The 25,515-nt window shown below is 71.1% G+C and carries 24 protein-coding genes; 20 read left to right on the forward strand and 4 right to left on the reverse strand.

Annotated elements, in window-relative coordinates; translation table 11 throughout:
* Positions 1 to 95: 95 nt before the first annotated feature.
* From mshC to ET989_RS09465, 4 genes are read left to right on the forward strand one after another with little or no spacing between them, the layout of a single operon-like run.
* Positions 96 to 1,343 (forward strand): cysteine--1-D-myo-inosityl 2-amino-2-deoxy-alpha-D-glucopyranoside ligase, encoded by a 1,248-nt coding sequence (mshC, locus tag ET989_RS09450; protein WP_131168285.1) that lies wholly within the window; start codon positions 96 to 98, stop codon positions 1,341 to 1,343.
* Positions 1,344 to 1,361: 18 nt separating this feature from the next.
* Positions 1,362 to 1,625, forward strand: coding sequence for a phosphoribosyl-ATP diphosphatase (locus ET989_RS09455; protein WP_131168286.1), 264 nt, complete (start codon positions 1,362 to 1,364; stop codon positions 1,623 to 1,625).
* Between the two features lie 26 nt (positions 1,626 to 1,651).
* On the forward strand, positions 1,652 to 2,497 hold the full coding sequence (gene hisG / locus ET989_RS09460) for an ATP phosphoribosyltransferase (RefSeq protein WP_421958221.1): 846 nt from the start codon (positions 1,652 to 1,654) through the stop codon (positions 2,495 to 2,497).
* Positions 2,498 to 2,501: 4 nt separating this feature from the next.
* The gene (locus ET989_RS09465; RefSeq protein ID WP_131168288.1) at positions 2,502 to 2,951 is read left to right on the forward strand and encodes a PH domain-containing protein; all 450 of its coding nucleotides are present in this window, start codon (positions 2,502 to 2,504) and stop codon (positions 2,949 to 2,951) included.
* A gap of 13 nt (positions 2,952 to 2,964) precedes the next feature.
* Here ET989_RS09465 and ET989_RS14945 read toward each other — a convergent pair whose 3' ends face one another.
* Positions 2,965 to 3,471 carry a hypothetical protein gene (locus ET989_RS14945; protein WP_165490104.1) on the reverse strand — a complete coding sequence of 169 codons (507 nt, stop codon included), beginning with the start codon at positions 3,469 to 3,471 and terminating at the stop codon, positions 2,965 to 2,967.
* 70 nt (positions 3,472 to 3,541) lie between these two features.
* Between ET989_RS14945 and ET989_RS14950 the strand changes: the two genes are divergently transcribed.
* From ET989_RS14950 to ET989_RS09510, 8 genes are all read left to right on the forward strand, one after another.
* A complete protein-coding gene (locus tag ET989_RS14950; protein WP_165490105.1) occupies positions 3,542 to 4,081 on the forward strand; it encodes an SseB family protein in 540 nt (179 codons plus the stop codon).
* 216 nt (positions 4,082 to 4,297) lie between these two features.
* On the forward strand, positions 4,298 to 4,999 hold the full coding sequence (infC, locus tag ET989_RS09480; RefSeq protein ID WP_131168291.1) for a translation initiation factor IF-3: 702 nt from the start codon (positions 4,298 to 4,300) through the stop codon (positions 4,997 to 4,999).
* A gap of 74 nt (positions 5,000 to 5,073) precedes the next feature.
* Positions 5,074 to 5,268, forward strand: a complete 195-nt coding sequence (gene rpmI / locus ET989_RS09485) for a 50S ribosomal protein L35 (RefSeq protein WP_131168292.1) — start codon at positions 5,074 to 5,076, stop codon at positions 5,266 to 5,268.
* Between the two features lie 42 nt (positions 5,269 to 5,310).
* On the forward strand, positions 5,311 to 5,676 hold the full coding sequence (rplT, locus tag ET989_RS09490) for a 50S ribosomal protein L20 (protein WP_131168293.1): 366 nt from the start codon (positions 5,311 to 5,313) through the stop codon (positions 5,674 to 5,676).
* 112 nt (positions 5,677 to 5,788) lie between these two features.
* Positions 5,789 to 6,652 carry a TrmH family RNA methyltransferase gene (locus tag ET989_RS09495; protein WP_131168294.1) on the forward strand — a complete coding sequence of 288 codons (864 nt, stop codon included), beginning with the start codon at positions 5,789 to 5,791 and terminating at the stop codon, positions 6,650 to 6,652.
* Positions 6,653 to 6,709: 57 nt separating this feature from the next.
* Positions 6,710 to 7,831, forward strand: coding sequence for a phenylalanine--tRNA ligase subunit alpha (gene pheS, locus ET989_RS09500; RefSeq protein WP_131168295.1), 1,122 nt, complete (start codon positions 6,710 to 6,712; stop codon positions 7,829 to 7,831).
* Positions 7,828 to 10,428: a phenylalanine--tRNA ligase subunit beta gene (pheT, locus tag ET989_RS09505; RefSeq protein WP_131168296.1), complete on the forward strand. Its 2,601-nt coding sequence runs from the start codon at positions 7,828 to 7,830 to the stop codon at positions 10,426 to 10,428. The genes pheS and pheT overlap by 4 nt, the downstream gene beginning before the upstream one ends.
* Positions 10,429 to 10,460: 32 nt before the next feature.
* Positions 10,461 to 12,983 (forward strand): DEAD/DEAH box helicase, encoded by a 2,523-nt coding sequence (locus ET989_RS09510; protein WP_131168297.1) that lies wholly within the window; start codon positions 10,461 to 10,463, stop codon positions 12,981 to 12,983.
* 22 nt (positions 12,984 to 13,005) lie between these two features.
* Here ET989_RS09510 and ET989_RS09515 read toward each other — a convergent pair whose 3' ends face one another.
* The 3 genes from ET989_RS09515 to nhaA all read right to left on the reverse strand — a co-directional run bounded on the left by ET989_RS09515 (position 13,006) and on the right by nhaA (position 16,828).
* Complete coding sequence (locus ET989_RS09515) at positions 13,006 to 13,905, reverse strand: serine/threonine-protein kinase (protein ID WP_131168298.1); 900 nt, start codon at positions 13,903 to 13,905, stop codon at positions 13,006 to 13,008.
* Between the two features lie 110 nt (positions 13,906 to 14,015).
* Positions 14,016 to 15,422 carry an NAD-dependent malic enzyme gene (locus tag ET989_RS09520; RefSeq protein ID WP_131168299.1) on the reverse strand — a complete coding sequence of 469 codons (1,407 nt, stop codon included), beginning with the start codon at positions 15,420 to 15,422 and terminating at the stop codon, positions 14,016 to 14,018.
* A 53-nt stretch (positions 15,423 to 15,475) separates the two neighbouring features.
* Positions 15,476 to 16,828, reverse strand: coding sequence for a Na+/H+ antiporter NhaA (nhaA, locus tag ET989_RS09525; protein ID WP_131168300.1), 1,353 nt, complete (start codon positions 16,826 to 16,828; stop codon positions 15,476 to 15,478).
* A 140-nt stretch (positions 16,829 to 16,968) separates the two neighbouring features.
* Between nhaA and ET989_RS09530 the strand changes: the two genes are divergently transcribed.
* The 8 genes from ET989_RS09530 to tyrS are packed head-to-tail and all read left to right on the forward strand — an operon-like array spanning position 16,969 to position 25,135.
* Positions 16,969 to 17,529 (forward strand): TetR/AcrR family transcriptional regulator C-terminal domain-containing protein, encoded by a 561-nt coding sequence (locus ET989_RS09530; RefSeq protein ID WP_131168301.1) that lies wholly within the window; start codon positions 16,969 to 16,971, stop codon positions 17,527 to 17,529.
* Positions 17,530 to 17,572: 43 nt separating this feature from the next.
* Positions 17,573 to 18,604 (forward strand): N-acetyl-gamma-glutamyl-phosphate reductase, encoded by a 1,032-nt coding sequence (gene argC / locus ET989_RS09535; RefSeq protein ID WP_131168302.1) that lies wholly within the window; start codon positions 17,573 to 17,575, stop codon positions 18,602 to 18,604.
* Complete coding sequence (argJ, locus tag ET989_RS09540) at positions 18,601 to 19,755, forward strand: bifunctional glutamate N-acetyltransferase/amino-acid acetyltransferase ArgJ (RefSeq protein ID WP_131168303.1); 1,155 nt, start codon at positions 18,601 to 18,603, stop codon at positions 19,753 to 19,755. The genes argC and argJ overlap by 4 nt, the downstream gene beginning before the upstream one ends.
* Positions 19,752 to 20,648, forward strand: a complete 897-nt coding sequence (gene argB / locus ET989_RS09545; protein ID WP_131168304.1) for an acetylglutamate kinase — start codon at positions 19,752 to 19,754, stop codon at positions 20,646 to 20,648. The genes argJ and argB overlap by 4 nt, the downstream gene beginning before the upstream one ends.
* Positions 20,645 to 21,826, forward strand: a complete 1,182-nt coding sequence (locus tag ET989_RS09550; protein WP_131168305.1) for an acetylornithine transaminase — start codon at positions 20,645 to 20,647, stop codon at positions 21,824 to 21,826. Before argB ends, ET989_RS09550 begins: the two co-directional genes overlap by 4 nt.
* Entirely contained in the window at positions 21,823 to 22,326 is a 504-nt protein-coding gene (argR, locus tag ET989_RS09555) for an arginine repressor (RefSeq protein ID WP_131168306.1), read from the forward strand. The genes ET989_RS09550 and argR overlap by 4 nt, the downstream gene beginning before the upstream one ends.
* Positions 22,323 to 23,807 carry an argininosuccinate lyase gene (gene argH, locus ET989_RS09560; protein WP_131168307.1) on the forward strand — a complete coding sequence of 495 codons (1,485 nt, stop codon included), beginning with the start codon at positions 22,323 to 22,325 and terminating at the stop codon, positions 23,805 to 23,807. The genes argR and argH overlap by 4 nt, the downstream gene beginning before the upstream one ends.
* 59 nt (positions 23,808 to 23,866) lie before the next feature.
* Positions 23,867 to 25,135: a tyrosine--tRNA ligase gene (tyrS, locus tag ET989_RS09565; protein WP_131168308.1), complete on the forward strand. Its 1,269-nt coding sequence runs from the start codon at positions 23,867 to 23,869 to the stop codon at positions 25,133 to 25,135.
* Positions 25,136 to 25,515: the final 380 nt, after the last annotated feature.

The raw sequence follows: 25,515 nt of genomic DNA on the forward strand, positions 1-25,515 counted from the left end.
GGCACCATGGGCGGGCCCAGAGTAGCCCCCGGCGACCGGGTTAGGCTTGCCCCCGCGCGGCAGGGTGTCGTGCGGCTCGATCCGCGAGGAGTTCCATGAAGGCGTGGTCCCGCCCCGACGTCCCCACCCTCACGCCGGATCCGCGGCGTCCGCGTGTGCACGACACCGCCACCGGTCAGCTCGTCGAGGTCGGACCCCCGCCCGGGTCGGACGCACAGGCGCGCCTGTACGTCTGCGGCATCACGCCTTACGACGCGACCCACCTCGGCCATGCCAACACCTACGTCGCCTTCGACCTGCTGCACCGCACGTGGCTGGACGCCGGCCTGGACGTCCACTACACCCAGAACGTGACCGACGTGGACGACCCGCTCCTGGAGCGCGCCGAGGCCACCGGCATCGACTGGGTGGAGCTCGCCGCGGACCAGACCCAGTTGTTCCGCACCGACATGGAGGCCCTCCGGGTCATCCCGCCTCGCGATTACATCGGCGCCGTCGAGTCCATCCCGCTGGTGGTCGAGCTGATCCAGCGCCTCGTCCCGTCCGGCCTCGTCTACCAGGTCGACGACCCCGAGCACCCCGACTGGTACTTCGCCAGCAGCGCCGCCCCCGGCTTCGGCTCGGTCGGCAACCTCGACCGCGAGGCCGCCCTGGCCGTCTTCGGCGAGCGCGGCGGGGACCCCGACCGCCCCGGCAAGCGGGACGCCCTCGACTGCCTCGTCTGGCGTCTGGCCCGTGACGGCGAGCCCAGCTGGGACTCGGCGCTCGGCCACGGACGCCCGGGCTGGCACATCGAGTGCACCGCCATCGCGCTGGAGCACCTCGGCGAGGCCTTCGACGTGCAGGGCGGCGGCTCCGACCTCGTCTTCCCGCACCACGAGATGAGCGCCGCCGAGGGGACGGCGGCGACCGGCCAGCCGTTCGCCCGCGCCTACGTGCACGGCGGCATGGTCGGCTACGACGGCGAGAAGATGAGCAAGTCCAAGGGCAACCTCGTCCTCGTCTCGAAGCTGCGCGCCGCCGGCGTCGACCCGATGGCGATCCGCCTGGTGCTGCTCGACCACCACTACCGCTCCGACTGGGAGTACACCGACGCCGACCTGGCCCGCGCCACCGAGCGGCTGGCCGCGTGGCGCGCCATCGCCAACAACGCCACCGCCTTCCCCGCGACCGAGACGATCCAGGCCATCCGGGACGCCCTGCGCGACGACCTCGACGCCCCCGCCGCGCTGGCCGCCGTGGACGCCTGGGTGGCGGCCTCGGCGGCCGTCGAGTCGGACGAGACCGACGCCGTCGGCGACGTGCTGATGACGGTGGACGCCCTGCTGGGCGTTCGGGTCTGACGGGTAGGCTCGCGAGCCGTGAAGTCGTTCGAGGAGTTGTTCGCAGAGCTCAGCGAGAAGGCGGTCTCCCGACCGGAGGGGTCGGGCACCGTGCGTGAGCTGGACGCCGGCGTCCACTTCATCGGCAAGAAGGTGCTTGAGGAGGCCGCCGAGTCCTGGATGGCCGCCGAGTTCCAGTCGGACGCGGAGACGGCCGAGGAGATCAGCCAGCTGCTGTACCACACGCAGGTACTCATGATCGCCAAGGGGCTCACGCTCGACGACGTCTACCGCTACCTGTGAGGGGTCCTGAAGTGAACGACCGTCCGTTGCTCCGCATCGCCGTGCCCAACAAGGGGTCCCTGGCCGAGGCGACCCATGCCATGCTCACCGAGGCGGGCTACAAGCAGCGCGCCGACTCCAAGGACCTCGTGCTCCTCGACGAGGCCAACGGCGTCGAGTTCTACTACCTGCGCCCACGCGACATCGCCGTCTACGTGGGGGAGCGCACGCTCGACCTGGGCTTCACCGGCCGCGACATGCTGCTCGATTCCAGCGCCACCGCCAACGAGGTGCTCGCCCTGGGCTTCGGCGGAACGAAGTTCCGCTTCGCCGCCCCCGGCGGCTCCACGTGGACGCTGAGCGATCTTGACGGCAAGCGGATCGCCACCTCTTACCCGGGCCTTCTGGGGGCCTGGCTGGCCGAGCGCGGCATCAAGGCCCGCCTCATCAAGCTGGATGGCGCGGTCGAGTCCGCGGTCAAGCTCGGGGTGGCGGACGCCGTGGCCGACGTCGTCGAGACCGGCTCGACCCTCAAGCGCGCGGGCCTGGAGATGTTCGGCGAGCCGATCCTGATCTCCGAGGCCATCGTGATCCAGCCCAACGGCGTGGAGCGGCACCCGGGCCTCGACCTGCTCATGCGCCGCCTCGCCGGCGTCATGACGGCCCGCAACTACAAGATGGTCGACTACAACGTCGCCGCGGCGAATCTGGAGCGCGCCAGCGCCATCACCCCGGGCATCGACAGCCCGACGGTGTCGCACCTGGCCCGCGAGGGCTGGCTGGCCGTCCGCGCCATGATCCCGGCCAAGGACGCGCCGATGATCATGGACGAGCTGTGGAACGTCGGGGCCGAGGGCATCCTCGTCACCGACATCGCGGCTTGTAGGCTCTGAGCCCATGGCTGAGCAGAATTGGGAGTTTGAGGCACACCCGCACATGATCCGGCGCCAGGCGTCCATCTGGACCGTGGTGCTCGGCGGCGGTGCGCTCTTCGGCTGGTTCATGCTGCCGCTCAGCATCCGGGTGCTGTTCACCGAGTTCCAGATCGCGACCCTGGCGTTCTTCGTGCTCTTCATGCTCGGCATCGTCTGGTCCGTCGCCCTCGGCTACGTCAAGGCGGGCCCCCAGGGCCTGAAATTCCGCAACGGGCTCAACACCCGCGAGGTGCCCTGGTCGGAGGTGGCCTCCCTCCGCTACCGGCCCGCCGACCACTGGGCGTTCGTCGAGCTGACCGACGACTCCGACCGCGCCCTGCTGGGCATCCAGCGCTCCGACGGGCCGCTGGCCCAGCGCCAGGTCGAGGAGCTCCGAGCGGTCGCCGCGAAGTACATCCCCGCACACCGTTGAGGCGGCCGCGGCGTCAGTTGATGCCGCGCTTGCGGAGCAGCTCCGCGATCTCGTCGAACTCCGCGTCGCCACCGGACGCCTGAGGCCGCTGGGCGGCCGGACGAGCCGGGGCGGACGTGGGCTGCGCGGTCGGCCGGGACGCCACGGCCGGACGGGACCCGCCGGTGGCCTCCCTCTTGTCCCGGGCCGTCTTCGCCGCCGCGCGGCGGTCCTTGCGGGACTCCGACGGGATGAGCCGGGAGCCGAACATCAGCAGCGCCGAGAGCCCCGCCAGCGCGATGCCGGCCCAGACCATGGGGGTGAGCTGCAGGCCGGCGGCCCAGGCGCCGAGCGTCTGCCACGCGCCGGTCACCGCCGGGCCCAGACCCAGGAAGTACACCCCCAGCGGCAACAGGGTCAGCCCCAGCCACCAGAAGACGGTCTTCACCTGGGCGCGTGACCAGATCAGGGCGGTGATCACGACGAAGACGAGGGTCAGTACACCTGCGACGACCAGGTGGAGCACGTTGGGGTCCATCATGCCCACCAGCCTACGGGCAACCAGCGAAACCGGTTTGGGGGGTGGCCCCGGTTGTGGGACCGTGGAAACCATGAGGACGCTCGGACAGCCCAACGCCGTTTTCGCCGGTGACCACGGACACCCCGACCCCGAGTTGCGCGCGATCCTGGCCGAGGCGTACGCCGGCGGCACGAACTACCACCGCGCGATCGCCGCCCTGTGCACCGCGCGCCTCCTTCTACCCATCGTCGCTGCGGGCGACGAGGGGGAGCCCGGGTCCGGGCCGGACCCCGACCGCCACGCCGAGATGGCCGCCGTCCTGGTCCGGTCGGACGCCGGCGCCACGGCCGTCCCCGTCTTCACCGGCATCGACTCCCTCCAGGCGTGGAAGCCGGACGCCCGCCCCGTGCCCTGCACGCTCGACGACGTCGCTGCCACGGCGGTCGAGACGAAGTCCGCCGCCGTCCTCATCGACCTGCCCGGCCCGCACCCGGTGGTCATCGAGGCCGCTGTGATCGAGGAGCTGGCCAAGGGCCACCGCCTCGTGGAGTTGCCCGACGGCGGCTTTGGCTGGATGTTCCTCGACCGGACGGCCGACGCCGACCCGCCCGGACCGGCCGAGGGCGCCTGAGCCCCTGATTGGGCGAGGCGCGGCGCGTCCGCTATCATGGTCTGGTTCGACCGCCCGTCAGGGTGCGTCCGTGACAAGTGGAGTCGCCAAGCTCCCACCCGCCTCAGCACTGCTGATCGGGTCCAGGTGCCCCCGGCAACGGGGTGAGTGCCGTCGGCTTGGGCTTCCGCGTTGCGGAGGCCTTTTTCGTTCGGTCGGCCCACCCATCCACGAACCATGGAGGACCACATCAGCACCGAACCGCGCATCAACGACCGCATCCATGTGAACGAGGTCCGGCTCGTCGGCCCCAACGGCGAGCAGGTCGGCATCGTGCGCATCGAGGACGCCCTGCGCCTGGCTCGTGAGGCCGACCTCGACTTGGTCGAGGTCGCGGCCCAGGCCCGGCCGCCGGTCGCCAAGCTCATGGACTACGGCAAGTTCAAGTACGAGTCCGCGCAGAAGGCGCGTGAGAGCCGCAAGAACCAGGCGAACACCGTCATCAAGGAGATGAAGCTCCGCCCGAAGATCGACGGACACGACTACGAGACCAAGAAGGGTCACGTCGTGCGCTTCCTCAAGGGTGGCGACAAGGTGAAGATCACCATCATGTTCCGCGGTCGCGAGCAGAGCCGCCCCGAGCTCGGCTTCAACCTGCTGAAGAAGCTGGCCGAGGACGTCGCCGAGGACGGCACCGTCGAGAGCCAGCCGCGCCAGGACGGCCGCAACATGCTCATGGTGCTCGCCCCGACCCGCAAGAAGGCCGAGGCCCGTGCCGAGGGCGAGGCGGCCAAGGAGGCGCGCATGTCGCAGCGCAAGGCGGCCGCCGAGGAGGAGTCGCGCCAGCTCGCCGAGCACCGCGCCGCGGAGCAGGCTGCTGCCCAGCCGAAGAAGAAGCGGGGCCCGGCCGACAACCTGGACCCCGACATCGACCTGTAAGTCAGACCCGGCCCGAGCCGCGCACGCGGCTGGGCGCACGAACGCGAGTTCACGAGAAGAAAGAGAGCGGCGCCATGCCGAAGATGAAGACGCACTCCGGTGCGAAGAAGCGGATCCGGGTCACCGGCGGCGGCAAGCTGATGCGCCAGCGCGCCGGCAAGCGGCACCTCAACGAGCACAAGCCCACCAAGCGCACCCGCCGCCTGAGCAGCGACGTTCAGCTCAGCCCCGCCGACACCAAGACGGCGCGCCGTCTGCTCGGTCTCTGACCCGCAATCCCCAGAACTTCGTAAGACACAAGGAGATACATCATGGCTCGCGTCAAGCGCGCAGTGAACGCGGCGAAGAAGCGCCGCGAGGTGCTGGAGATTGCGTCCGGCTACCGGGGGCAGCGTTCGCGCCTCTACCGCAAGGCCAAGGAGCAGGTGCTCCACAGCTACACGTACAGCTACGCCCACCGCAAGGACAAGAAGGGCGACTTCCGCTCGCTCTGGATCCAGCGCATCAACGCGGCTGCCCGTGCCAACGGCATGACCTACAACCGGTTCATCTCGGGCCTCAAGGCCGCCGGCGTTGAGGTCGACCGCAAGATCCTGGCTGACCTGGCCGTCACCGACGAGAACGCGTTCGCGAAGCTCGTCGATCTGGCCAAGGCCAACCAGCCTGCGGCCGCCTGAGGTCGTTCCACTCCACGCCGAGCGGCAGCCCCCGGTCCACCACCGGGGGCTGCCGCTTCCGCGTCAGGGACGTGTGGCAAGGTGAACGTGCGCAAGAGTGAGGATGGAAGCGATGACCACTGACCGGATCGAGCTGGACGAACCGAGCCAGGCCGTGCTGCGCGAGGCGCGCCGGCTGCTGCGCCGCAAGGAGCGCAAGGAGATCGGTGAGTTCCTCGTCGAGGGCCGCCAGGCCGTCCGGGAGGCGCTCAAGGCGCCCGGCGTCGTGAAGTGGTTGTTCATCCGCTGGGCCAGCGCGCACGACAACGTCGACCTGGTCGAACTCGCGCGCGAGAGCGACGTCCCGGTCTACGCGGTGAGCGAGCAGAACCTCGCGACCATGTCCGACACGGTGACCCCCCAGGGCGTCATCGCGGTCGCCCGCAACATCGACGTGAGCCTGTCGGAGGTGCTGGGCACCAAGCGCAAGGACCCGTCGAAGGAGAAGAAGAAGCACCGTCGCAAGGACGTGGGCCTCATCGTCATCTGCGCCCAGATCCGTGACCCCGGCAACGCGGGGACCGTCATCCGATGCGCTGACGCCTTCGGTGCGGACGCGGTGATCCTCTCCACCGACTCGGTCGAGGTCTACAACCCGAAGACCGTGCGGGCCAGCGTGGGCAGCATCTTCCACCTGCCGATCGTCACCGGCGTCGACCTGGAGCAGGCGATCGATGCCTGCCGCGCCGCCGGGCTGCAGGTGTTCGCGACCGACGGCGAGGCCGGGGTCGACCTGAGCGACCTCGACGCCGAGCTGTCCCGGCCCACCGCGTGGGTGATGGGCAACGAGGCCTGGGGCCTGCCCAGCGAGCACCTGGCGCTGGCCGACAACACGGTAGCGGTGCCGATCTACGGCCACGCCGAGTCCCTCAACCTGGCCACCGCCGCAGCGATCTGCCTGTACGCCTCGGCGTCCGCGCAGCGCGCCTCGAACTGACCGCCCAGGGCTCCGGCCCGGCCGAGGAAGCACGAACGAAATCGACAAGGAGGGCCCATGTCGGGGCCGAACGACAACTACGACCCGAAGCAGGTGGCCGCGCTGAGCGCCGAGTCCCTGGACGCCATCGTCGCGGACGCCCTCGCGGCGTTCTCCGCGGCGTCCAGCAGCGCCGCGCTCAAGGAGGCCCGCCTGGCCCACGCCGGCGAGAAGTCGCCGATCGCGCTGGCCAACCGCGAGATCGGCGCGCTCCCGCCGGCCGCACGCAAGGATGCCGGCCAGCGGATGGGCGCTGCCCGAGGCCGCATCAACGCCGCCCTGGCCGAGCGTCAGGCGGCCGTCGAGGCCGCCGAGCTCGAGCAGGCGCTGGCGTCCGAGGCCGTTGACGTGACGCTGCCGGTCGCGCTCGCCCCCCAGGGCGCGATCCACCCGATCACCGGCCTGATCGACCTGATGAGCGACGTGTTCGTCGCCATGGGCTGGGAGATCGCCGAGGGCCCCGAGGCCGAGGCCGAGTGGCTCAACTTCGACGCCCTCAACATCAGCGCCGACCACCCGGCGCGCGGAGAGTCCGACACGCTGTTCGTCGCGTCGGCCGACGGCGAGGGCGACAGCCACGTCGTCATGCGCACGCACACCTCGCCGGTGCAGATCCGGTCGCTGCTCGACCGCGAGTTGCCCGTCTACGTGGTGTGCCCGGGCAAGGTCTACCGCGCCGACGAGTTCGACGCCACGCACGTGCCGGTCTTCCACCAGATCGAGGGCCTGTGCGTCGACAAGGGCATCACCATGGCCCACCTCAAGGGCACCCTCGACCACCTGGCCAAGGAGATGTTCGGCGACATCCGGACGCGCTTCCGCCCCAACTACTTCCCGTTCACCGAGCCGAGCGCCGAGTACGACCTCGAGTGCTTCGTTTGCCACGGTGCCTCGGTGGGCAACCCGGACGCCCCCTGCAAGACCTGCCGCAGCGAGGGCTGGATCGAGTGGGGCGGCTGCGGTGTGGTCAACCCGCGGGTGCTGAAGGCCGCCGGCGTCGACTCGAGCGAGTACTCGGGGTTCGCGTTCGGCATGGGCATCGAGCGCACGCTGATGTTCCGCAACAACGCCGAGGACATGCGCGACATGGTCGAGGGAGACGTCCGGTTCGCCCGGATGCTGAAGGGAGAGGCCCGATGAGGGCGACGAAGAGCTGGATCGCCGAGTACGCCGACCTGCCCGCCGGGCTGTCCGCGTGGCAGCTGGCGGACGCCCTGGTCAGCGTCGGGCTGGAGGTCGAGCAGGTCGAGGCCATCGGCGGCGACGTGTCCGGCCCGGTCGTCATCGGCCGCGTCGTCGACTTCGTCGAGGAGCCGCAGAAGAACGGCAAAACCATCCGCTGGTGCCACGTCGACGTCGGCCCCGAGCATGCCCCGAAGTCCCCGCCCGCCCCGCTCGTCAAGGGCGGCGAGGTCCCTGAGCTGCGCCCTTCGAGGCTCGCTGACGCTCGCACCTCAGGATCCGCAGAGGGTCCCGGCGCCTACTGGCCCCGCGGCGTGATCTGCGGCGCGCTGAACTTCGCCCCCGGTGACCACGTCGTGGTCGCGCTTCCCGGCGCCACGCTGCCCGGCCCGTTCCCGATCGGCTCGCGCAAGACCTACGGCCACGTCTCCGACGGCATGATCTGCGCCGAGGACGAGCTGGGCCTGGGCGACGACCACGCCGGCATCATCGTGCTCGGCGAGGTCGACGACGAGGGCAACCCCTGGACCATCGGCGCCCCGGCACTGGAGGCCATGGGCGTCTCCGACGACGTCCTCGACATGCCGGTCACGCCCGACATGGGCCACTGCCTGAGCGTGCGCGGCCTGGCCCGCGAGGCGTCCCAGGCCCTCCACGTCGCCTACCGCGACGTCATCGCCCACGCCACGCCGGCCCCGAGTCAGGGCGGCCACCCGGTCGTGCTGGAGTCGGAGGCCTGCCCGCTGTTCGTGGCGCTGACCGTCGAGGGCTTCGACCCCGCCGCCGAGTCGCCGGCTTGGATGAAGCAGCGCCTATCGGCCTGCGGCATGCGCTCGATCTCGTTGAGCGTCGACATCTCCAACTACGTGATGCTCGAGACCGGCCAGCCGAACCACTGCTATGACGCCGACACCCTCCAGGGCGCGATCGTGGTGCGCCAGGCGAAGCCGGGGGAGAGGATCACCACCCTCGACGACGTCGTGCGCACGCTGGACGAGGCCGACCTCGTCATCACCGACGACCGCGGCCCCATCGGTATCGCCGGCGTCATGGGCGGCGAGGACACCGAGCTGCGCGACACCACGACCCGCATCGTGATCGAGGCCGCCAACTTCGACCCGGTCTCGATCGCGCGCACCTCGCGCCGGCACAAGCTGGGTTCGGAGGCCTCGCGCCGCTTCGAGCGCTCGGTCGACCCGGGGGCCGCCTACGGCGCCGCCCGCCGTGTGGCCGACCTGCTCATCGAGCTCGGTGGCGGACGCCTCGCGGCCGAGACGGTCGCCGGTGAGGTCCCGGCCATGCCGGTGCAGACCATCGACGCGGGCCTGCCCGAGCGGATCCTCGGCATGCCGGTGGCCGCCGACCGCGTCGTCGAGATCCTGACCGCCTCCGGGGTGGAGGTCGCCCGCGACGGGGACACGCTCACCCTGACGCCGCCGTCGTGGCGCGCCGACCTGGTCGACCCCTACGACTACGTCGAGGAGGTCGGCATCAAGGTCGGCTACGAGCACCTGCCCTCCGTCGTCCCGGCCGCGCCCGTCGGGCGAGGCTACACGACCGAGCAGAAGCTCCGCCGGGCCATCGGGCGGGCGCTCGCGGCGTCAGGCTTCGTCGAGGTGCTCACCTTCCCGTGGGCCTCGGCCGCCGACGCGGACGCGCTGGGCCTGGACGCCGACGATCCGCGCCGCCGCACGGTCGCGCTGACGAACCCGCTGGCAGAGACCGCACCGCTGCTGCGTACGACGATCCTGCCCGGCCTCTTCGGGGCCGTGGCGCGGAACGCGTCCCGCGGCGCCGACGATCTGGCCCTGTTCGAGGCCGGCCGCGTCTTCTTCGCCTCCGAGACCGGCGAGGCGGCCCCGCTGCCCAGCGTGGACGGCCGCCCGTCGGACGAGGAGCTCGAGGCCATCGAGCGCGCCATCCCGTGGCAGCCGCGGAACCTCGCGGCGGTCCTGACCGGCGCGTGGATGCCCGCAGGCTGGCAGGGTGCCGCGACCCTGGCGTCCTGGACCCAGGCCATCGCGTTCGCCGAGATCGCCGCCGCGGTGGTCGGCGTCCGCCTCGAGCGCCGCAGCGCCCAGCAGGCGCCGTGGCACCCCGGGCGGTGCGCCGAGCTCGTAGTCGGCGAGGAGGTCATCGGCTACGCCGGCGAGCTGCACCCCAGCGTCGTCAAGGCGTTCGACCTGCCGACGCGCACCGCGGCGGTCGAGATCGACCTCGACCTGCTGGTCAGCCTGTTCGACGGCGCGGGCGTCCTCACCCCGGTTTCGTCGCAGCCCGTCGCCAAGGAGGACATCGCGCTGATCGTCGACGAGTCCGTCCCGGTCGCCGACCTGCAGGAGGCCGTCGTCGCGGGCGGGGGAGAGCTGCTGGAGTCCGTCCGGCTGTTCGACATCTACCGCGGCGCGCCCGTACCTGAGGGCAAGAAGTCGGTGGCGTTCGCGCTGCGCCTGCGCGCGTCCGACCGCACGCTGACCGACGCGGATGCCGCAGGCGTGCGCGAGGCGTCCGTCGCGGTCGCCGTCGAGCGCTTCGGGGCGGAGCTGCGCGCCTGACACGCCGGGCGGTGTGGAAGGATGGGGAGGCCATGTCGCTGCTCCCCTTCCTCCCGCCCGACGGCACCGCCGACCCCGACGATCTCGAGGCGGGCTTCGCGGCCTGGACCAGCGCGAGCGGCCTGAGCCTCTACCCGCACCAGGAGGAGGCGCTGCTGGAGCTGCTGACCGGCTCCAACGTCATCGTCACCACGCCGACGGGCTCCGGGAAGTCCCTGATCGCGGCCGCGGCGCACTTCACGGCGCTCGCGCAGGGCCGGCGCACGTACTACACGGCCCCGATCAAGGCCTTGGTCAGCGAGAAGTTCTTCGCGCTGGTCGACACGTTCGGCGCCGAGAACGTCGGCATGGTCACGGGCGACGCCTCGGTGAACGCGGACGCCCCGGTCGTGTGTTGCACCGCCGAGATCCTGGCCAACATCGCCCTGCGCGAGGGCCGGGACGCCGACGTCGGCCAGGTGGTGATGGACGAGTTCCACTTCGTCGCCGACCCGGACCGCGGCTGGGCGTGGCACGTTCCGCTCGTGGAGCTCCCGCAGGCCCAGTTCCTCATCATGTCCGCCACGCTCGGGGACGTGTCCCTGCTCGCCACCCAGCTGGAGCGCACCACGGGGCGCGACACTGCGGTGATCGGCGGCGTCACGCGTCCGGTGCCGTTGAACTACACGTGGTCACTCGACCCGATCCACGAGACGATCGGGAACCTGGTCGCGACGCACCAAGCCCCGGTGTACGTCGTCCACGGCACCCAAGCTGCCGCGGTGGAGCGCGCCCAGGCCCTGCTCAGCCAGGGTGTCCTGGACCCCGACCGCCGGGCCACCCTCGCCGAAGAGTTGAAGGGCTTCGGCTTCGCCCCGGGCTTCGGCCAGACGCTGGCCAAGCTGCTGCGCGCGGGCATCGCCGTCCACCACGCCGGCATGCTGCCGCGCTACCGCCGGCTCGTCGAGCGGCTGGCCCAGCGCGGCCTGCTCGCGGTGATCTGCGGGACGGACACCCTCGGCGTGGGCATCAACGTGCCGATCCGCACCGTGCTGTTCAGTGCGCTGACCAAGTTCGACGGGCGGCGCCAGCGCGTCCTGAGGAGCCGCGAGTTCCACCAGATCGCCGGGCGGGCCGGACGCGCGGGCTTCGACACGGTCGGGTACGTGGTGGCCCAGGCCCCCGAGCACGAGGTCGAGAACGCCCGCATCGTCGCCAAGTTCGCCGACGACCCGAAGAAGCTCCGCTCGGTGCGCCGCAAGCAGCCGCCCGAGGGGTTCATCAACTACACCGAGGCGACATTCACCAAGCTCATCGATTCCCAGCCGGAGGAACTCCACCCGCGGCTCTCCCTGAGCCACGCCATGCTGCTCAACCTCCTCCAGCGCGACGAGGACACCGGCGCCGCCGTCGTCCGCCTCATCGACTCCGTCAACCCGGACGCCGCGACCCGGCGCCGGCTCATCAAGCGGGCCGCGCAGCTGGGCCGCTCGCTCGTCCGCGCCGGTGTGGTCGAGCGCCTCGACCGCCCGACCTCCGGCGGACGCCGCTACGCCCTCGACGTCGACCTGCAGCGCGACTTCGCGCTCAACCAACCCCTCTCGGCCTTTGCATTGGCGGTCATCGAAACCCTGGACGTCGAATCGCCGGAGTACGCCCTCGACGTGGTCAGCGTCATCGAGGCCACACTGGAGAACCCCATGGTGATCCTGCTCCAGCAGCAGTTCATCGCCCGTGGCCAGGCCGTCCAGGAGATGAAGGCGGACGGGCTCGACTACGACGAGCGCATGGACGCCCTCGACGATGTCACCTACCCCCAGCCGCTCGCCGAACTCCTGGAACACGCGCACGCCGTGTACGCCGGTGGGCACCCGTGGCTGGCGGAGACGCCGGTGAAGCCCAAGTCGGTCGTGCGTGACATGTACTCCCGGGGCATGACCTTCGGGCAGTTCGTCGCGCACTACAAGGTCCAGCGCTCGGAGGGCCTGTTGCTGCGCTACCTGTCGGACGCCTTCCGGGCACTCCGCCAGACCGTGCCGGAGTCGGCCCGCACCGAGGAACTCGCCGACATCATCGCCTGGCTGGGCGAGGTCAACCGCCTCACCGACTCCTCGCTCATCGACGAGTGGAACAAGCTGGCCAGCCTCACCGGTGGGGAGGTCGTTGCGCTGGACGAGGCCCCGCCGCCCAGCCGGCCGGTGACCGGCAACGAGCGGGCGTTCCGGGTGCTGGTCCGCAACGCGATGTGGCGCCGGGTCGAACTGATGGCCGACGACGACCTGGACGCCCTTGCTTCTCTGGAGACAGGGCAGTCGGTGGTGATGACCCGCAGGCACTGGGACGATGCCCTGGGCGACTACTGGCACGAGCACGACCAGATCGGCACGGACGCCGACGCGCGTGGCCCGAGGTTCTTCGACGTCACGCCGAAAGGACGGACGTGGCAGGTGCGCCAGATCATCGCCGACCCCGAGGGCAACCACGACTGGGCCCTGCACGCGTGGGTCGACCTCGACGAGTGCGACGAGGCCGGCGACCTCATCGTGCACACCACGGACTTCAGCCGGCAGGACTGACCCCGCCGGGCGCCCGACGAAGTCAGTCGTCGAGCAGCGCGCGGCGGGGGATCGCGTCCAGGGCGAACGTCCCGTCCTGGTCGACGGGCTCGGCCGCCGCGGCCAGCGCCGTCTGCCCTGCCTGGTCGCCGAGGAGGTGGGCGATGAGGGCCGCGGTGGGGCGGTCCCCGGGTTCCTTGGCCAGGCAGGCCGTGATGATCGACTCCAGGTCGGGCGGGGTGCCCTCGGGCAGGGGCGGCGGCTCCTCGCGGACGTGCGCCAGCGCGGTAGCGATCGGGGTGCCCTTGTCGAACGGCTTGCTGGCCGACAACATCTCGTGGGCCAGGACGCCGAGACCGTAGACGTCGGTGGCCGGGCCGACAGTCTGGCCCAGGGCCTGCTCAGGGCTGAGGTAGTGCGCCGTGCCGAGCACCTGCCCGGTCAGCGTGCGCGCCTCGGCGTCGATCGAGCGGGCAATCCCGAAGTCCATCAGCTGGGCCTGGTCGCCGTTGACAAGGATGTTGGCCGGCTTGATGTCGCGGTGGATGATGCCCGCGTCGTGGGCCACCGACAGCGCGGACGCCAGCTGGCCCAGCAGGCGGCGGACGTCCGCCGGCGGCAGCGGCCCGGCGGCCAGCACGCCGCCCAGCGTCGGGCCGTCCACGTACTCCATCACCAGGAAGACGAGGCCGTCATCCTCGCCGAAGTCATGGATCGTGACGGTGTTGGGGTGGGAGAGCTGCGCGGCGAAACGGGCCTCGTCACGGAAACGTTCGACCAGGGCGAACTCGTCCTGCGTGTGCGGGTGCATGATCTTGAGGGCGACGGTTCGCTCCAGCGTCTCGTCCACGGCCTCCCACACCTGGCCCATTCCTCCGGAGGCCACATGCCTTACCATCCGGTAACGGCCAGCCAGGACCACTCCGGGATGCAGTCGCTGCATGCCCACCTCCACTCGCGCCGAGAATCGTCCCCAACGCGATCCGGTCGTTGACAAGCATACTTGCCGGTGTCCGATCCGATACCAACGGATGGCAACCTTCGACAATGACCTCAGAGTGGGCGGCACACCCCGTCCGCCTCGGCGGCGGCCCGGGCTGCGGCCGCGACCGCCGGTGCCACACGCTGGTCGAACGCCGAGGGGATGATGTACTGCGGGTGCAGTTCGTCGGCGACGACCTCCGCGATCGCGTGCGCGGCCGCCAGCTTCATGCTCTCGGTGATCTTCCGCGCGCGTGCGTCCAGTGCCCCCCGGAACATGCCGGGGAACGCGAGCACGTTGTTGATCTGGTTCGGGAAGTCGCTGCGCCCGGTGGCGATGACCGCCGCGATGTCCTTGATCAGCTCCGGACGGATCTCCGGGTCGGGGTTGGCCATCGCGAACACGATCGGGTCGGGCGCCATCGAGCGGACGTCCTCGACGGTCAGGACGTTGGGTGCCGACAGGCCGACGAACACGTCGGCCCCGCCGATCACGTCGGAGATCGTCCCCTGCAGGTTCTCGGGGTTGGTCTGCTCGGCGAACCAGCGCTTGCTGGAGTCCAGGTCGTCCCGGCCCTCGTGGACGACGCCCGCATGGTCGACGCCGACGATGTGGGTGGCCCCGAGCGCCATCACCATCTTCATCACGGCGATGCCGGCCGCGCCGACGCCCGCGGTGACGAGCTTGATGTCGGCGATGTCCTTGCCGACGATCTTCAGCGCGCTGATCAGCGCCGCGACGACGACGATCGCGGTGCCGTGCTGGTCGTCGTGGAACACCGGGATGTCCATCGAGTTCGCCAGCCGCTCCTCGATGTCGAAGGCCTGGGGGGCGGCGATGTCCTCGAGGTTGATCCCGCCGAAGGTGGGCTCCAGCTTCTGCACCAGCGAGACGATCTCGTCCGGGTCGGTGGTGTCGATGCAGATCGGGAAGGCGTCCACCCCGCCGAAGTGCTTGAACAGCTGTGCCTTGCCCTCCATCACCGGCATGGCCGCGTGCGGGCCGATGTTGCCCAGGCCGAGCACGGCGGTGCCGTCGGAGACGATCGCGACCGTGTTCTTGCGGATGGTGTGGGTGAAGGAGCGGTCGCGGTCTGCGGCGATCGCGCGGCACTCGCGGGCCACCCCCGGGGTGTACAGCATCGCCAGGTCGTCCATGTCGGCGAGCACGGACTTTGAGACCACCTCGATCTTCCCGCCCTCGTGCAGGCTGTGGACGCGGTCGTCCCAGGCGACGATTTCGACCCCGTCGAGCGCCTCGATCGCCGCGCGCACCTCCTCCTGGTGCGCCACCGAGCTGCAGTAGATGGTGATGTCGTCCTCGAGGTAGGCCCCCTTCACCACGAAGCCCTCGAGCGCGACGATGTTGGCCCCCACGCCGCCGATGGCGACGGCGACGGTGCCGAGCGTGCCGGGCTCGTTCACCATGCGCAGGCGGAGGCGGACCGAATAGGCGGGCGACGGAGTCTGTCGAGTCACGCCGTGAGGGTATCGGGATTGGGTGCACCCGGTCGCACGTGACCGCCCGCGCGTCAGCCGGCGCGTTCTGCGGAGATCGTGGGGTCGTGCGGCGCTGCGTCGAAGGCGTCCGGGATTCCGTCGGCGTCGGCGTCCCGTCGCTCGGCCTCGGTCGCCCGGCGGTAGCGGCGGTTGCGGGGCACCAGCACCAGCGAGGCGAGGAGGGCCGCCAGCACGGACGCGAGCAGGATGCCGACCTTGGCGGCGTCCCCGGCGTCACTGCCCAGCCCGAAGCTGAGCTCGCCCACCAGGAGCGAGACGGTGAAGCCGATGCCCGCCAGGAGGCCCACGCCGGCCAGGTCGATCCACCGGATGGTGGGGTCGAGGTTCGCCCGCGTCAGCCGCGTGAGCAGGAACGTGGACGTGACGATGCCAAGGGGCTTGCCCAGCACGAGCCCGCCGATGATGCCCAGGGCGACCGGCGAGCTGACGGCGTCCACCAGGCCGTCCCAGCCGCCGACGGCCACGCCGGCGGAGAAGAAGGCGAACACCGGCACCGCGAACCCGGTCGACAGGGGGCGGTAGTTGTGCTCGAACGTCATGGCCAGGCCCTTGCCGGGGCCGGACGCCGGGTCCTTGCGTCGGACGGGGGTGGCGAAGCCGAGCAGGACGCCGGCGATCGTGGCGTGGATGCCAGAGGCGTGCAGGAGGGCCCACGCGACGAAGGCCAGCGGCAGGAGGATGGCCCACGGGGCCCACCGGTTCTCGGCGAACCAGCGCGGGAACCGCTGCACCAGCACCGTGTAGACGGCCGCCGGCACCAGGAACAGGCCGAGCGCGGCCAGGTTGAGCTCGGCGGTGTAGACCACGGCGATGATGACGATGGCGATCAGGTCGTCCACGACGGCCAGGGTGAGCAGGAACAGGCGCAGCGCGCTGGGAAGGTGCGTGCCGACGATGGCGAGGACGGCCACGGCGAAGGCGATGTCGGTGGCGGCCGGGATCGCCCAGCCGCGCAGGGTCTCCGGTGCGCCCAGGTTGGCCAGCATGTAGATCAGGGCAGGCACCGCCACGCCGGCAGCGGCCGCGACCATCGGCACCATTGCCGTGCGGGGGTCGCGCAGGTCGCCGGCCACGAACTCGTTCTTGAGCTCGAGGCCCACGAGGAAGAAGAAGACGGCGAGCAGCCCGTCGGCAGCCCAGGCGCCGAGGCTCAGGTCCAGGTGCAGCGATTCGGGGCCGACCCGCAGGTCGCGCAGGGCGAAGTAGCTGTCGGCGGCGGGAGAGTTCGCCCAGACGATGGCGATCGCAGCAGCCGCCATCAGGAGCAGGCCGCCTGTGGTCTCGAGGCGCAGCAGGGCGCCGACGCGCAGGTGCTCGGCGTAGCTGCCGACCGACAGGATGCGGCGCGGGGATCGGTTCGTCATGGGGCTCCTAGGGGTCGCGTCGAAGAGGACGCCGACCAGACTTCCCGGCACACCGAGGCGCCACTCTACAGGGGTGGGCCGTCCCGTTCACCAGCGGGATCCCCGCCCATCGGGACGGGCGCCCTCGCTAGTCTGCCCCCATGGCCCTCTCCCTTCCCGCCGTGCTGGACGCCGCCCTCGGCCTCCTGGACGCCGACGGGCTGGAGGGCCTGAGCATGCGCCGCGTGGCCGGCGCCCTCGGCGTCCAACCGGGCGCGCTCTACCATCACGTCCCCGACAAGCAGACGCTGCTGGCCGGCCTGGCAGACCAGATCCTGGCCGACGTCGAGGAGCCGATCGGCCTGTGGCGCGACGCCGTCGAGGCGTGGGCGGACAGCCTGCGCGCGGTGCTCCTGCGACACCGTGACTCCGCCGAGCTCGTGTCGACCGCGCGTGGGTTCCGGCTCTCGCGTCATGACACGACGCGCCATCCGGCCACCCTGCTCGCGACCGCCGGGCTCGACCCGGACGCCGCCCGCGGCGCGGCGTCCGCCCTCGTGCACTTCGTGCTGGGCCACGCCGCCGAGGAGCAGGCACGCCTCGACTGGGAGCGGTTCCACCCGGCCGACCCGTCCGCCGCGCCCGACGATGCGGCAACCTTCGCCCTCGGCGTCCGCCTGCTGCTGGACGGGGTAGAGGCTCGCGTGGCGTCCGCTCCCTGAGCCAAAGTGGCATAGTTATTCCGAACGCGGCATACTCATGCGCATGATGACAAGGATTGCGGTCGCGGGCTGCACGGGATACGCCGGGGGAGAGATCCTGCGGCTCCTGCTCGGGCGCGACGACATCGAAGTCGGTGCGCTCACGGCGAAGTCATCGGCCGGGAGCCGACTGGGAGAGCACCAGCAGCACCTCACGCCCCTGCACGACCGCGTCGTTCTGGACACGACGGCAGAGAACCTCGCCGGCCACGACGTCGTCTTCCTCGCGCTCCCGCACGGTGCGTCCGCGGAGGTGGCCGCGCAGTTGGGTGACGACGTGCTCGTCATCGACGCGGGCGCGGACTTCCGGCTCGAGTCGGCCGAGGAGTGGCAGCGGTTCTACGGCACCGAGCACGCCGGCACGTGGCCCTACGGCCTGCCCGAGCTGCCCGGACAGCGCGACGTGCTGGCGGGCACGAAGCGGATCGCCGTTCCCGGCTGCTTCCCGACCACGGTCACCCTGGCGCTGGCCCCGGCGCTGCAGGCCGGTCTGGTGGACGGCGACGACGTCGTCGTCGTGGCGCCGACCGGCCCGTCCGGCGCCGGCAAGTCCCTCAAGGCGCACCTGCTGGGCAGTGAGCTGATGGGGTCGGCGTCCGCCTACGGCGTGGGCGGCGTCCACCGGCACGTGCCGGAGATGCTGCAGAACTTCCGCAAGCTCGGGGCGTCCGCGCCGACTGTGTCGTTCACGCCGGTGCTCGTGCCGATGTCGCGCGGCATCCTCGCCACGGTGACCGCGCCGCTCGCGGGTCCGACGACGGCCGAGGCCGTCCGCGCCGCTTACGCGGCGGCCTGGGCCGACGAGCCGTTCGTCCACCTGCTGCCCGAGGGCCTGTGGCCCCAGACGCAGTCGGTGGTGGGCTCCAACCACGTCCACGTGCAGGTCGCCGTGGACGCCGCCGCGAACCGTCTCGTCGCCGTCGCGGCCCTCGACAACCTCACCAAGGGCACCGCCGGCGGAGCCGTCCAGTCCATGAATCTCGCCCTGGGGCTGTCCGAGACCCTCGGCCTGACCACGTTGGGAGTCGCGCCGTGAGCGTCACCGCAGCACAGGGCTTCACCGCCGCCGGCGTCCGGGCCGGCATCAAGGCGTCCGGCAACCACGACCTCGCGCTGGTGCGCAACGACGGCCCCAGGAAGGTCGCGTCCGGTGTCTTCACGTCGAACCGCTTCCAGGCCGCGCCGGTCGTCTGGTCGATCGATGCCCTGGCCGACGGCAGCCTCGACGCCGTCGTCCTGAACTCGGGCGGGGCGAACGCCTGCACCGGAGCCGACGGTCTGGCCGACGCGCGTGCGATGGCCGAGACCACGGCGTCCGCGTTGGGGACGACCGCCCAGCAGATCGCGGTCTGCTCGACCGGCCTCATCGGCGTCCGCCTCCCCATGGACGCCGTGCGCGGCGGCATCGCCGAGGCGGCCGCGGCCTTGTCGTCCGAGGGAGGCGCGGACGCCGCGGTGGCGATCATGACCACCGACACCGTGAGCAAGCAGGCGAGCACCACGAGCGAATCAGGCTGGACCGTGGGCGGCATGGCCAAGGGCGCCGGCATGCTCGCCCCCGCCCTGGCCACCATGCTCGTCGTCATCACCACCGACGCCGATCTCACCCCCGCCGAGGCGGACACCGCCCTGCGCGCTGCGACACGCCTGACGTTCGACCGCACGGACTCCGACGGCTGCATGTCGACCAACGACACCGTCCTGCTCCTGTCGAACGGGGCCTCGGGCGTAGCGCCCGACCTCGAGGAGTTCACGCACGCGCTCACCGGGGTGTGTGCCTCCCTGGCCCGCCAACTGCTCGCTGATGCGGAGGGGGCGAGCCACGACATCGCGGTCACGGTGGTGAACGCCGTGACCGAGGACGAGGCCCTCGACGTGGCACGCTGCGTCACCCGGTCGAACCTCTTCAAGACCGCCATCTTCGGCAACGACCCCAACTGGGGGCGCGTGCTGGCCTCGGCGGGCACCTCCAAGGCGACGTTCGACCCCGACCAGGTGAGCGTGTCGTTCAACGGTGTCACGGTGTTCGACACCGGCGCCCTGGGGGAGGACCGCTCACTGGTGGACCTCACGCCGCGCGAGGTGCGGGTCGAGATCGACCTGGCCGCGGGCCCGGCGTCCGCCACCGTCTGGACGAACGACCTGACGTACGACTACGTCAAGGAGAACGCGGAGTACAGCTCATGACCTTCACCACACGCACCGCGCAGGTGCAGGACGAGGTGTACGCCAAGGCCGGCACGCTGGTCGAGGCCCTGCCTTGGCTGACGAAGTACGCCGGCGCCACGATGGTGGTCAAGTACGGCGGCAACGCCATGGTCAGCGACGAGCTCAAGAAGGCCTTCGTCGAGGACATCGTGTTCCTGCGCCGCTGCGGCATCAAACCTGTCGTCGTGCACGGCGGCGGCCCCCAGATCAACCAGATGCTGGACCGCCTCGGCATCGCCAGCGAGTTCAAGGGCGGCCTGCGCGTCACCACGCCCGAAGCCATGGAGGTCGTCCGCATGGTGCTCGTGGGCCAGGTCGGGCGGGAGCTCGTCGGCCTGCTGAACGCGCACGGCCCGCTCGCGGTCGGCATGTCCGGCGAGGACGGGGGCTTGTTCACCGCGCGCCGCCGCGGCACCGTCGTGGACGGCGAGGAGGTCGACCTCGGCCTCGTCGGCGAGGTCGCCTCGGTCAACACCGACGCCATCTCCGACCTCATCGAGGCCGGCCGCATCCCCGTGGTCGCCTCGGTCTCCCCGGACGGCTCCGGTGCGGTCCACAACCTCAACGCCGACACGGCCGCCGCCGCCCTGGCCGCCGCGCTGGGCGCGGACCGTCTCATCATGCTCACCGACGTCGAAGGCCTGTACGCCGACTGGCCCAACAAGGACCAGATCATCGCCGCCATCACCACGACCGAGCTGCGCGCCCTGCTGCCGAGCCTGGCCAGCGGCATGATCCCCAAGATGGAAGCCTGCCTGGCCGCCGTCGAGGACGGTGTCCCGCTCGCCACGATCGTGGACGGCCGCAAGCCGCACTCGATCCTGCTGGAGATCTTCACCGACGAGGGCGTCGGCACGATGGTGGTGGCATGAGCAACGGGGACGTCCTGGCGCGCTACGAGGGCGCCCTCATGCAGACCTTCGGGGTGCCCCCGCGCGTGCTCGTGCGCGGCGAGGGCCCGTGGGTGTGGGACGCCGACGGCGTCCGCTACCTCGACCTCCTCGCCGGCATCGCGGTCAACTCCTTGGGCCACGCCCACCCGCGGCTGGTCTCCGCCATCGCCGAGCAGGCGGGCACCCTCATGCACATCTCCAACCTGTTCGCCTCCGAGCCGCAGGTGGCGCTGGCCGAGAAGCTGGACGCCCTCGTCGCGGGGGAGTCGGGCCGGGTGGCGCGGACGTTCTTGACCAACTCGGGCACCGAGGCCAACGAGGCCGCCCTCAAGGTCACCCGCCTGACCGGACGCCCGCGCCTGGTCGCGATGGAGGGTTGCTTCCACGGCCGGACGATGGGGGCCCTGTCGGTCACCGCGACCGCCGCCTACCGGGAGCCGTTCGCGCCGCTGCCCGACAACGTCACCTGGGTGCCGTTCGGCGACCTCGACGCGCTCGCCGCCGCGATGGGCGCCGACGTGGCCGCCGTGGTCGTCGAGCCCATCCAGGGCGAGAGCGGAGCCGTCGAGCCGCCCGCCGGGTGGCTCGCGGGCGTCCGCGCCCTGTGTGACGAGCACGGCGCGCTGCTGTGGCTGGATGAGGTCCAGACCGGCATCGGACGCTGCGGCGACTGGCTGGCCAGTCGGGCCGAGGGGGTGGTCGGCGACGTCGTGACCCTGGCCAAGGGCCTGGGTGGCGGGTTCCCCATCGGCGCCTGCGTCGCGACCGGGGACGCCGCCGCGCTGCTGCAGACGGGCCACCACGGCTCGACCTTCGGCGGCAACCCGCTCGCCTCGCGCGCGGCGCTGACTGTGCTCGAGATCATCGAGGACGAGGGGCTCGTGGAGCACGCCCGCGCCACCGGGGACTGGCTCGCCGGGGCCATCGAGGCACTGGGGCTGCCCGAGGTCAGCCACGTGCGGGGCCGAGGCTTGCTGCGCGGGATCGTCCTCAACCAGCCCAACGCGAAGGCCTTCGGGTCGGCCGCGCTGGAGGCGGGCTTCCTCGTCAACGCGCCGCGGCCCGACGTCATCCGCCTCGCCCCGCCGCTCATCATCACGCGCAGCGACCTGCAGGGCTTCCTGGACGCGCTACCCGGGCTGGTGTCGGCGTCGTGACCGACCGCGCCGTCGGCTCGTCGAAGGCGGCCCGGCAGGGGCGCATCGTCGAACTGCTCACCCGCACGACCATCCGCTCCCAGACCGAGCTGGCCGATCTTCTTGCCGGCGAGGGGTTCGCCGTCACGCAGGGCACGCTGAGCCGGGACCTGGTCGACGTCGGGGCCGTCCGGCTGCGCTCGGCCGCCGGCGAACTGACCTACGCGATCCGCGACATCGAGGCCGCCGACCTGGGCCGCGCCCAGGCGAAGCTGGTCCGACTCGCGTCCGAGCTGCTGCTGTCGGCCGAGGCGTCCGCCAACCTGGTGGTGGTGAAGACGCCGCCGGGCGCGGCGCAGTTCCTGGCCTCGGCCATCGACAAGGCCGGCCTGGACGCCGTGCTCGGTACCATCGCCGGGGACGATTCGATCCTCATCGTCAGCCGGGCCCCCGACGGGGGAGCCGCGCTGGCCGAACACCTCCTCGCCCTGGGCGCGGACGACAAGGAAGGCGCGGCATGAGCGAGGCCGAGGGCAGGCTGTGGGGCGGACGGTTCTCCGGCGGCCCCGCCGAGGCGATGTTCGCGCTGAGCAAGTCGACCCAGTTCGACTGGCGGCTGGCCCCCTACGACCTCGCGGGCTCGCGGGCGCACGCCCGCGCCCTGAACAGGGCCGGTTTGCTCACCGACGACGAGCTGGCCGCCATGGTCGCCGCCATCGACCGGCTGGACTCCGACGTCACCTCGGGCGCGTTCGTCGCAGCCCCCTCCGACGAGGACGTGCACGGGGCCCTCGAGCGCGGCCTGATGGAGCGCGTCGGCCCCGAGCTGGGCGGACGCTTGCGCGCAGGCCGCTCGCGCAACGACCAGATCGCCACGCTCATCCGCCTGTACCTGCGCGACGAGCTGCGCGTCGTCGCCGCCGGCGTGCAGGAGGTCGTCGTCGCGCTGCACGACCAGGCGCGGGAGCACCTCGGCGTCCCGATGCCCGGGCGCACGCACCTGCAGTCGGCACAGCCTGTGCTGCTGTCCCACCACCTCCTGGCGCACGCCTGGCCGCTGCTGCGCGACGTCGAGCGCATCCGCGACCTCGACCGGCGCCTGGCCGTCTCGCCCTACGGGTCGGCCGCGCTGGCCGGTACGTCGCTGGGCCTCGACCCCGAGTTCGTGGCCGCCGAGCTGGGCTTCTCCGGCTCGGTGCCCAACTCGATCGACGGCACCGCCGCCCGCGACCTGGTCGCCGAGGCCGCCTTCGTCCTGGCGATGATCGGCGTCGACCTGTCCCGGATCTCCGAGGAAGTCATCCTCTGGTCGACCGTCGAGTTCGGCTTCGCGACGCTGGATGACGCCTGGTCGACGGGGTCGAGCATCATGCCGCAGAAGAAGAACCCCGACGTGGCAGAGTTGGCCCGCGGCAAGGCCGGACGCCTCGTCGGCAACCTCGCCGGGCTCCTCACGACGCTGAAGGGCCTCCCGCTCGCCTACAACCGGGACCTGCAGGAGGACAAGGAGCCCATCTTCGACGGGCTCGACCAACTGCGCGTGCTGCTGCCCGCGATGGCCGGGATGATCGGCACGCTGCGGTTCCAGCCCGAGCGGATGGCGGCCCGCGCACCCGAGGGCTTCTCGCTGGCCACCGATGTGGCCGACTGGCTCGTCCGCCAGCGCGTCCCGTTCGCGCAGGCGCACCACGTGGCCGGCGCGGCCGTCCGGTACTGCGAGGAGCGGGGCATCGAGCTGACCGGACTCACGGCGTCCGACCTGCCCGCCATCGACGAGCGACTCACTTCCGAGGTGCTCTCGGTGCTCACGGTGGAGGGCTCCATCAACGCCCGTGACGGACGCGGCGGCACTGCCGCGGCCAGGGTGGGGGAGCAACTCAACGAGGTCGCCGACGCGGTCCAGGCGATCAACGACTGGCTCGCCCCGGTGGAGCCGCAGCCCGACCAACCGGAGACTGTGGCCGACCTCGGTTGGCACGCGGAACCGCCCACGGCCGACTGAGCTCCGGGTGGCTGAGCCTGTCGAGGCCCACTGCCGGATCTCGTCTAGGGTGGTTCCTCGTGAACGCAGTGATCGATGAACTCTCCTGGCGTGGGCTGATCGCCCACTCGACCGACCTGGACGCCCTGGGCGCCCACCTCGACGAGGGTCCGATCACGGCGTACGTGGGCTTCGACCCGACCGCCCCCTCCATCCACATGGGCAACCTCGTCCAGGTGATGGTGCACCGCGCCCTGCAGAAGGCCGGCCACCGCCCTATGTTCCTGGTGGGTGGTTCCACCGGCCTGATCGGCGACCCCAAGCAGGCCGGCGAGCGGGTCATGAACGACGTCGACGTCGTGGCCGGCTGGGTGGAGCGCATCCGCGCCCAGGTCGGTCGACTGATCGACCTCGAGGGCCCGAACGCCGGCACGCTGGTCAACAACCTCGACTGGACGGCGCGACTGTCCACCCTCGACTTCCTGCGCGACGTGGGCAAGCACTTCTCCGTCAACCGCATGCTCGACCGTGAGGTCGTCAAGAGCCGCCTGGACACGGGCATCAGCTACACCGAGTTCAGCTACGTGCTGCTGCAGTCGCTCGACTTCCGGGAGCTGTACCGCACCCACGGGGTCACCATGCAGACAGGCGGCTCGGACCAGTGGGGCAACCTCACTGCCGGAGTCGACCTCATCCGCCGCTCCGACGGCGCGCGCGTGCACGCGCTGGCGACGCCCCTGCTGACCAAGGCGGACGGCACCAAGTTCGGCAAGACCGAGTCGGGCACCGTGTGGCTCGACCCGGAGATGACCTCGCCGTACGCCTTCCACCAGTACTTCCTGAACGCCGAGGATGCCATGGTCGTGGCGTACCTCAAGGTGTTCAGCGAGCGCTCCCGCGAGGAGATCGAGGACATTGCCGCCCAGCAGGAGGACAAGCCGTACCTCCGCATCGCCCAGCGCGCGCTCGCCGACGACATCACCGACCTCGTGCACGGCGAGCCCGAGCGCCGCTCGGCGAAGGCCGCTGCAGCCGCACTCTTCGGCCGCTCGGAGCTGGGCGAGCTCGACGAACGCACCCTGGCCGCTGTCTCGCGCGAGCTGGGGGCGGCCCGCGTCGAGGTGGGCCAGGGGCTCCCGTCGGTGGTGGACGCTCTGACGGCGTCCGGCGTGGTGCCCAGCAAGTCAGCCGCTCGCCGCGCGATCGAGGAGGGCGGCGCCTACCTGAACAACCAGAAGGTGATCGATCCGGACGCCGTCCTCACCGACTCCGATCTGCTGGCCGGCCGGTGGGCCATCGTGCGCCGTGGGAAGAAGACCGTGGGGGCTGTGGAGGTCCTCCGCGGCTGAAACCGCGTCTGACAGCGGGCGATGGAGAGGGCGTCACCTCGATTTTGTTTCCGCGACCATGACGTGTAATGTTTACCAAGCGCTCGGGGAGCGGACGGAGGGGCCAAGCCTCACCGATCAAGTCCCGGGAGCCGAACCCAAACCAATGATGCAACTCCCTCGGGAGTGGCGTCAGCGTGAGGTTCGAGGGAGTGGGAAACACCGGATTTGACTTCGGTGAAATCGACTCCCTAAAGTAGATCGAGTGCCCCGCCGGGGATCGCTTCAAGGAATTGGGCGGTTTGTGTGGTGTGTGTCGGAAGTTTGAGAACTCAACAGCGTGCTTAGGTCAATGCCAGTGGCCAGCTGGATTGCTCTTTCGGGGGTGTTTGGTTGGCTAT

The organism is Propioniciclava sinopodophylli (assembly GCF_004324755.1).
In the GTDB taxonomy this organism is placed as follows: Bacteria; Actinomycetota; Actinomycetes; order Propionibacteriales; family Propionibacteriaceae; genus Propioniciclava; species Propioniciclava sinopodophylli.

Excerpts from the sequence above, each read along its gene's own strand:
- mshC (WP_131168285.1), top strand. The coding sequence starts at position 96 with ATGAAGGCGTGGTCCCGCCCCGACGTCCCCACCCTCACGCCGGATCCG.
- ET989_RS09465 (WP_131168288.1), top strand. The coding sequence starts at position 2,502 with ATGGCTGAGCAGAATTGGGAGTTTGAGGCACACCCGCACATGATCCGG.
- ET989_RS14945 (WP_165490104.1), bottom strand. The coding sequence starts at position 3,471 with ATGATGGACCCCAACGTGCTCCACCTGGTCGTCGCAGGTGTACTGACC.
- ET989_RS14950 (WP_165490105.1), top strand. The coding sequence starts at position 3,542 with ATGAGGACGCTCGGACAGCCCAACGCCGTTTTCGCCGGTGACCACGGA.
- infC (WP_131168291.1), top strand. The coding sequence starts at position 4,298 with ATGGAGGACCACATCAGCACCGAACCGCGCATCAACGACCGCATCCAT.
- rpmI (WP_131168292.1), top strand. The coding sequence starts at position 5,074 with ATGCCGAAGATGAAGACGCACTCCGGTGCGAAGAAGCGGATCCGGGTC.
- rplT (WP_131168293.1), top strand. The coding sequence starts at position 5,311 with ATGGCTCGCGTCAAGCGCGCAGTGAACGCGGCGAAGAAGCGCCGCGAG.
- ET989_RS09495 (WP_131168294.1), top strand. The coding sequence starts at position 5,789 with ATGACCACTGACCGGATCGAGCTGGACGAACCGAGCCAGGCCGTGCTG.
- pheS (WP_131168295.1), top strand. The coding sequence starts at position 6,710 with ATGTCGGGGCCGAACGACAACTACGACCCGAAGCAGGTGGCCGCGCTG.
- pheT (WP_131168296.1), top strand. The coding sequence starts at position 7,828 with ATGAGGGCGACGAAGAGCTGGATCGCCGAGTACGCCGACCTGCCCGCC.
- ET989_RS09510 (WP_131168297.1), top strand. The coding sequence starts at position 10,461 with ATGTCGCTGCTCCCCTTCCTCCCGCCCGACGGCACCGCCGACCCCGAC.
- ET989_RS09515 (WP_131168298.1), bottom strand. The coding sequence starts at position 13,905 with ATGCAGCGACTGCATCCCGGAGTGGTCCTGGCTGGCCGTTACCGGATG.
- nhaA (WP_131168300.1), bottom strand. The coding sequence starts at position 16,828 with ATGACGAACCGATCCCCGCGCCGCATCCTGTCGGTCGGCAGCTACGCC.
- ET989_RS09530 (WP_131168301.1), top strand. The coding sequence starts at position 16,969 with ATGGCCCTCTCCCTTCCCGCCGTGCTGGACGCCGCCCTCGGCCTCCTG.
- argC (WP_131168302.1), top strand. The coding sequence starts at position 17,573 with ATGATGACAAGGATTGCGGTCGCGGGCTGCACGGGATACGCCGGGGGA.
- argB (WP_131168304.1), top strand. The coding sequence starts at position 19,752 with ATGACCTTCACCACACGCACCGCGCAGGTGCAGGACGAGGTGTACGCC.
- ET989_RS09550 (WP_131168305.1), top strand. The coding sequence starts at position 20,645 with ATGAGCAACGGGGACGTCCTGGCGCGCTACGAGGGCGCCCTCATGCAG.
- argH (WP_131168307.1), top strand. The coding sequence starts at position 22,323 with ATGAGCGAGGCCGAGGGCAGGCTGTGGGGCGGACGGTTCTCCGGCGGC.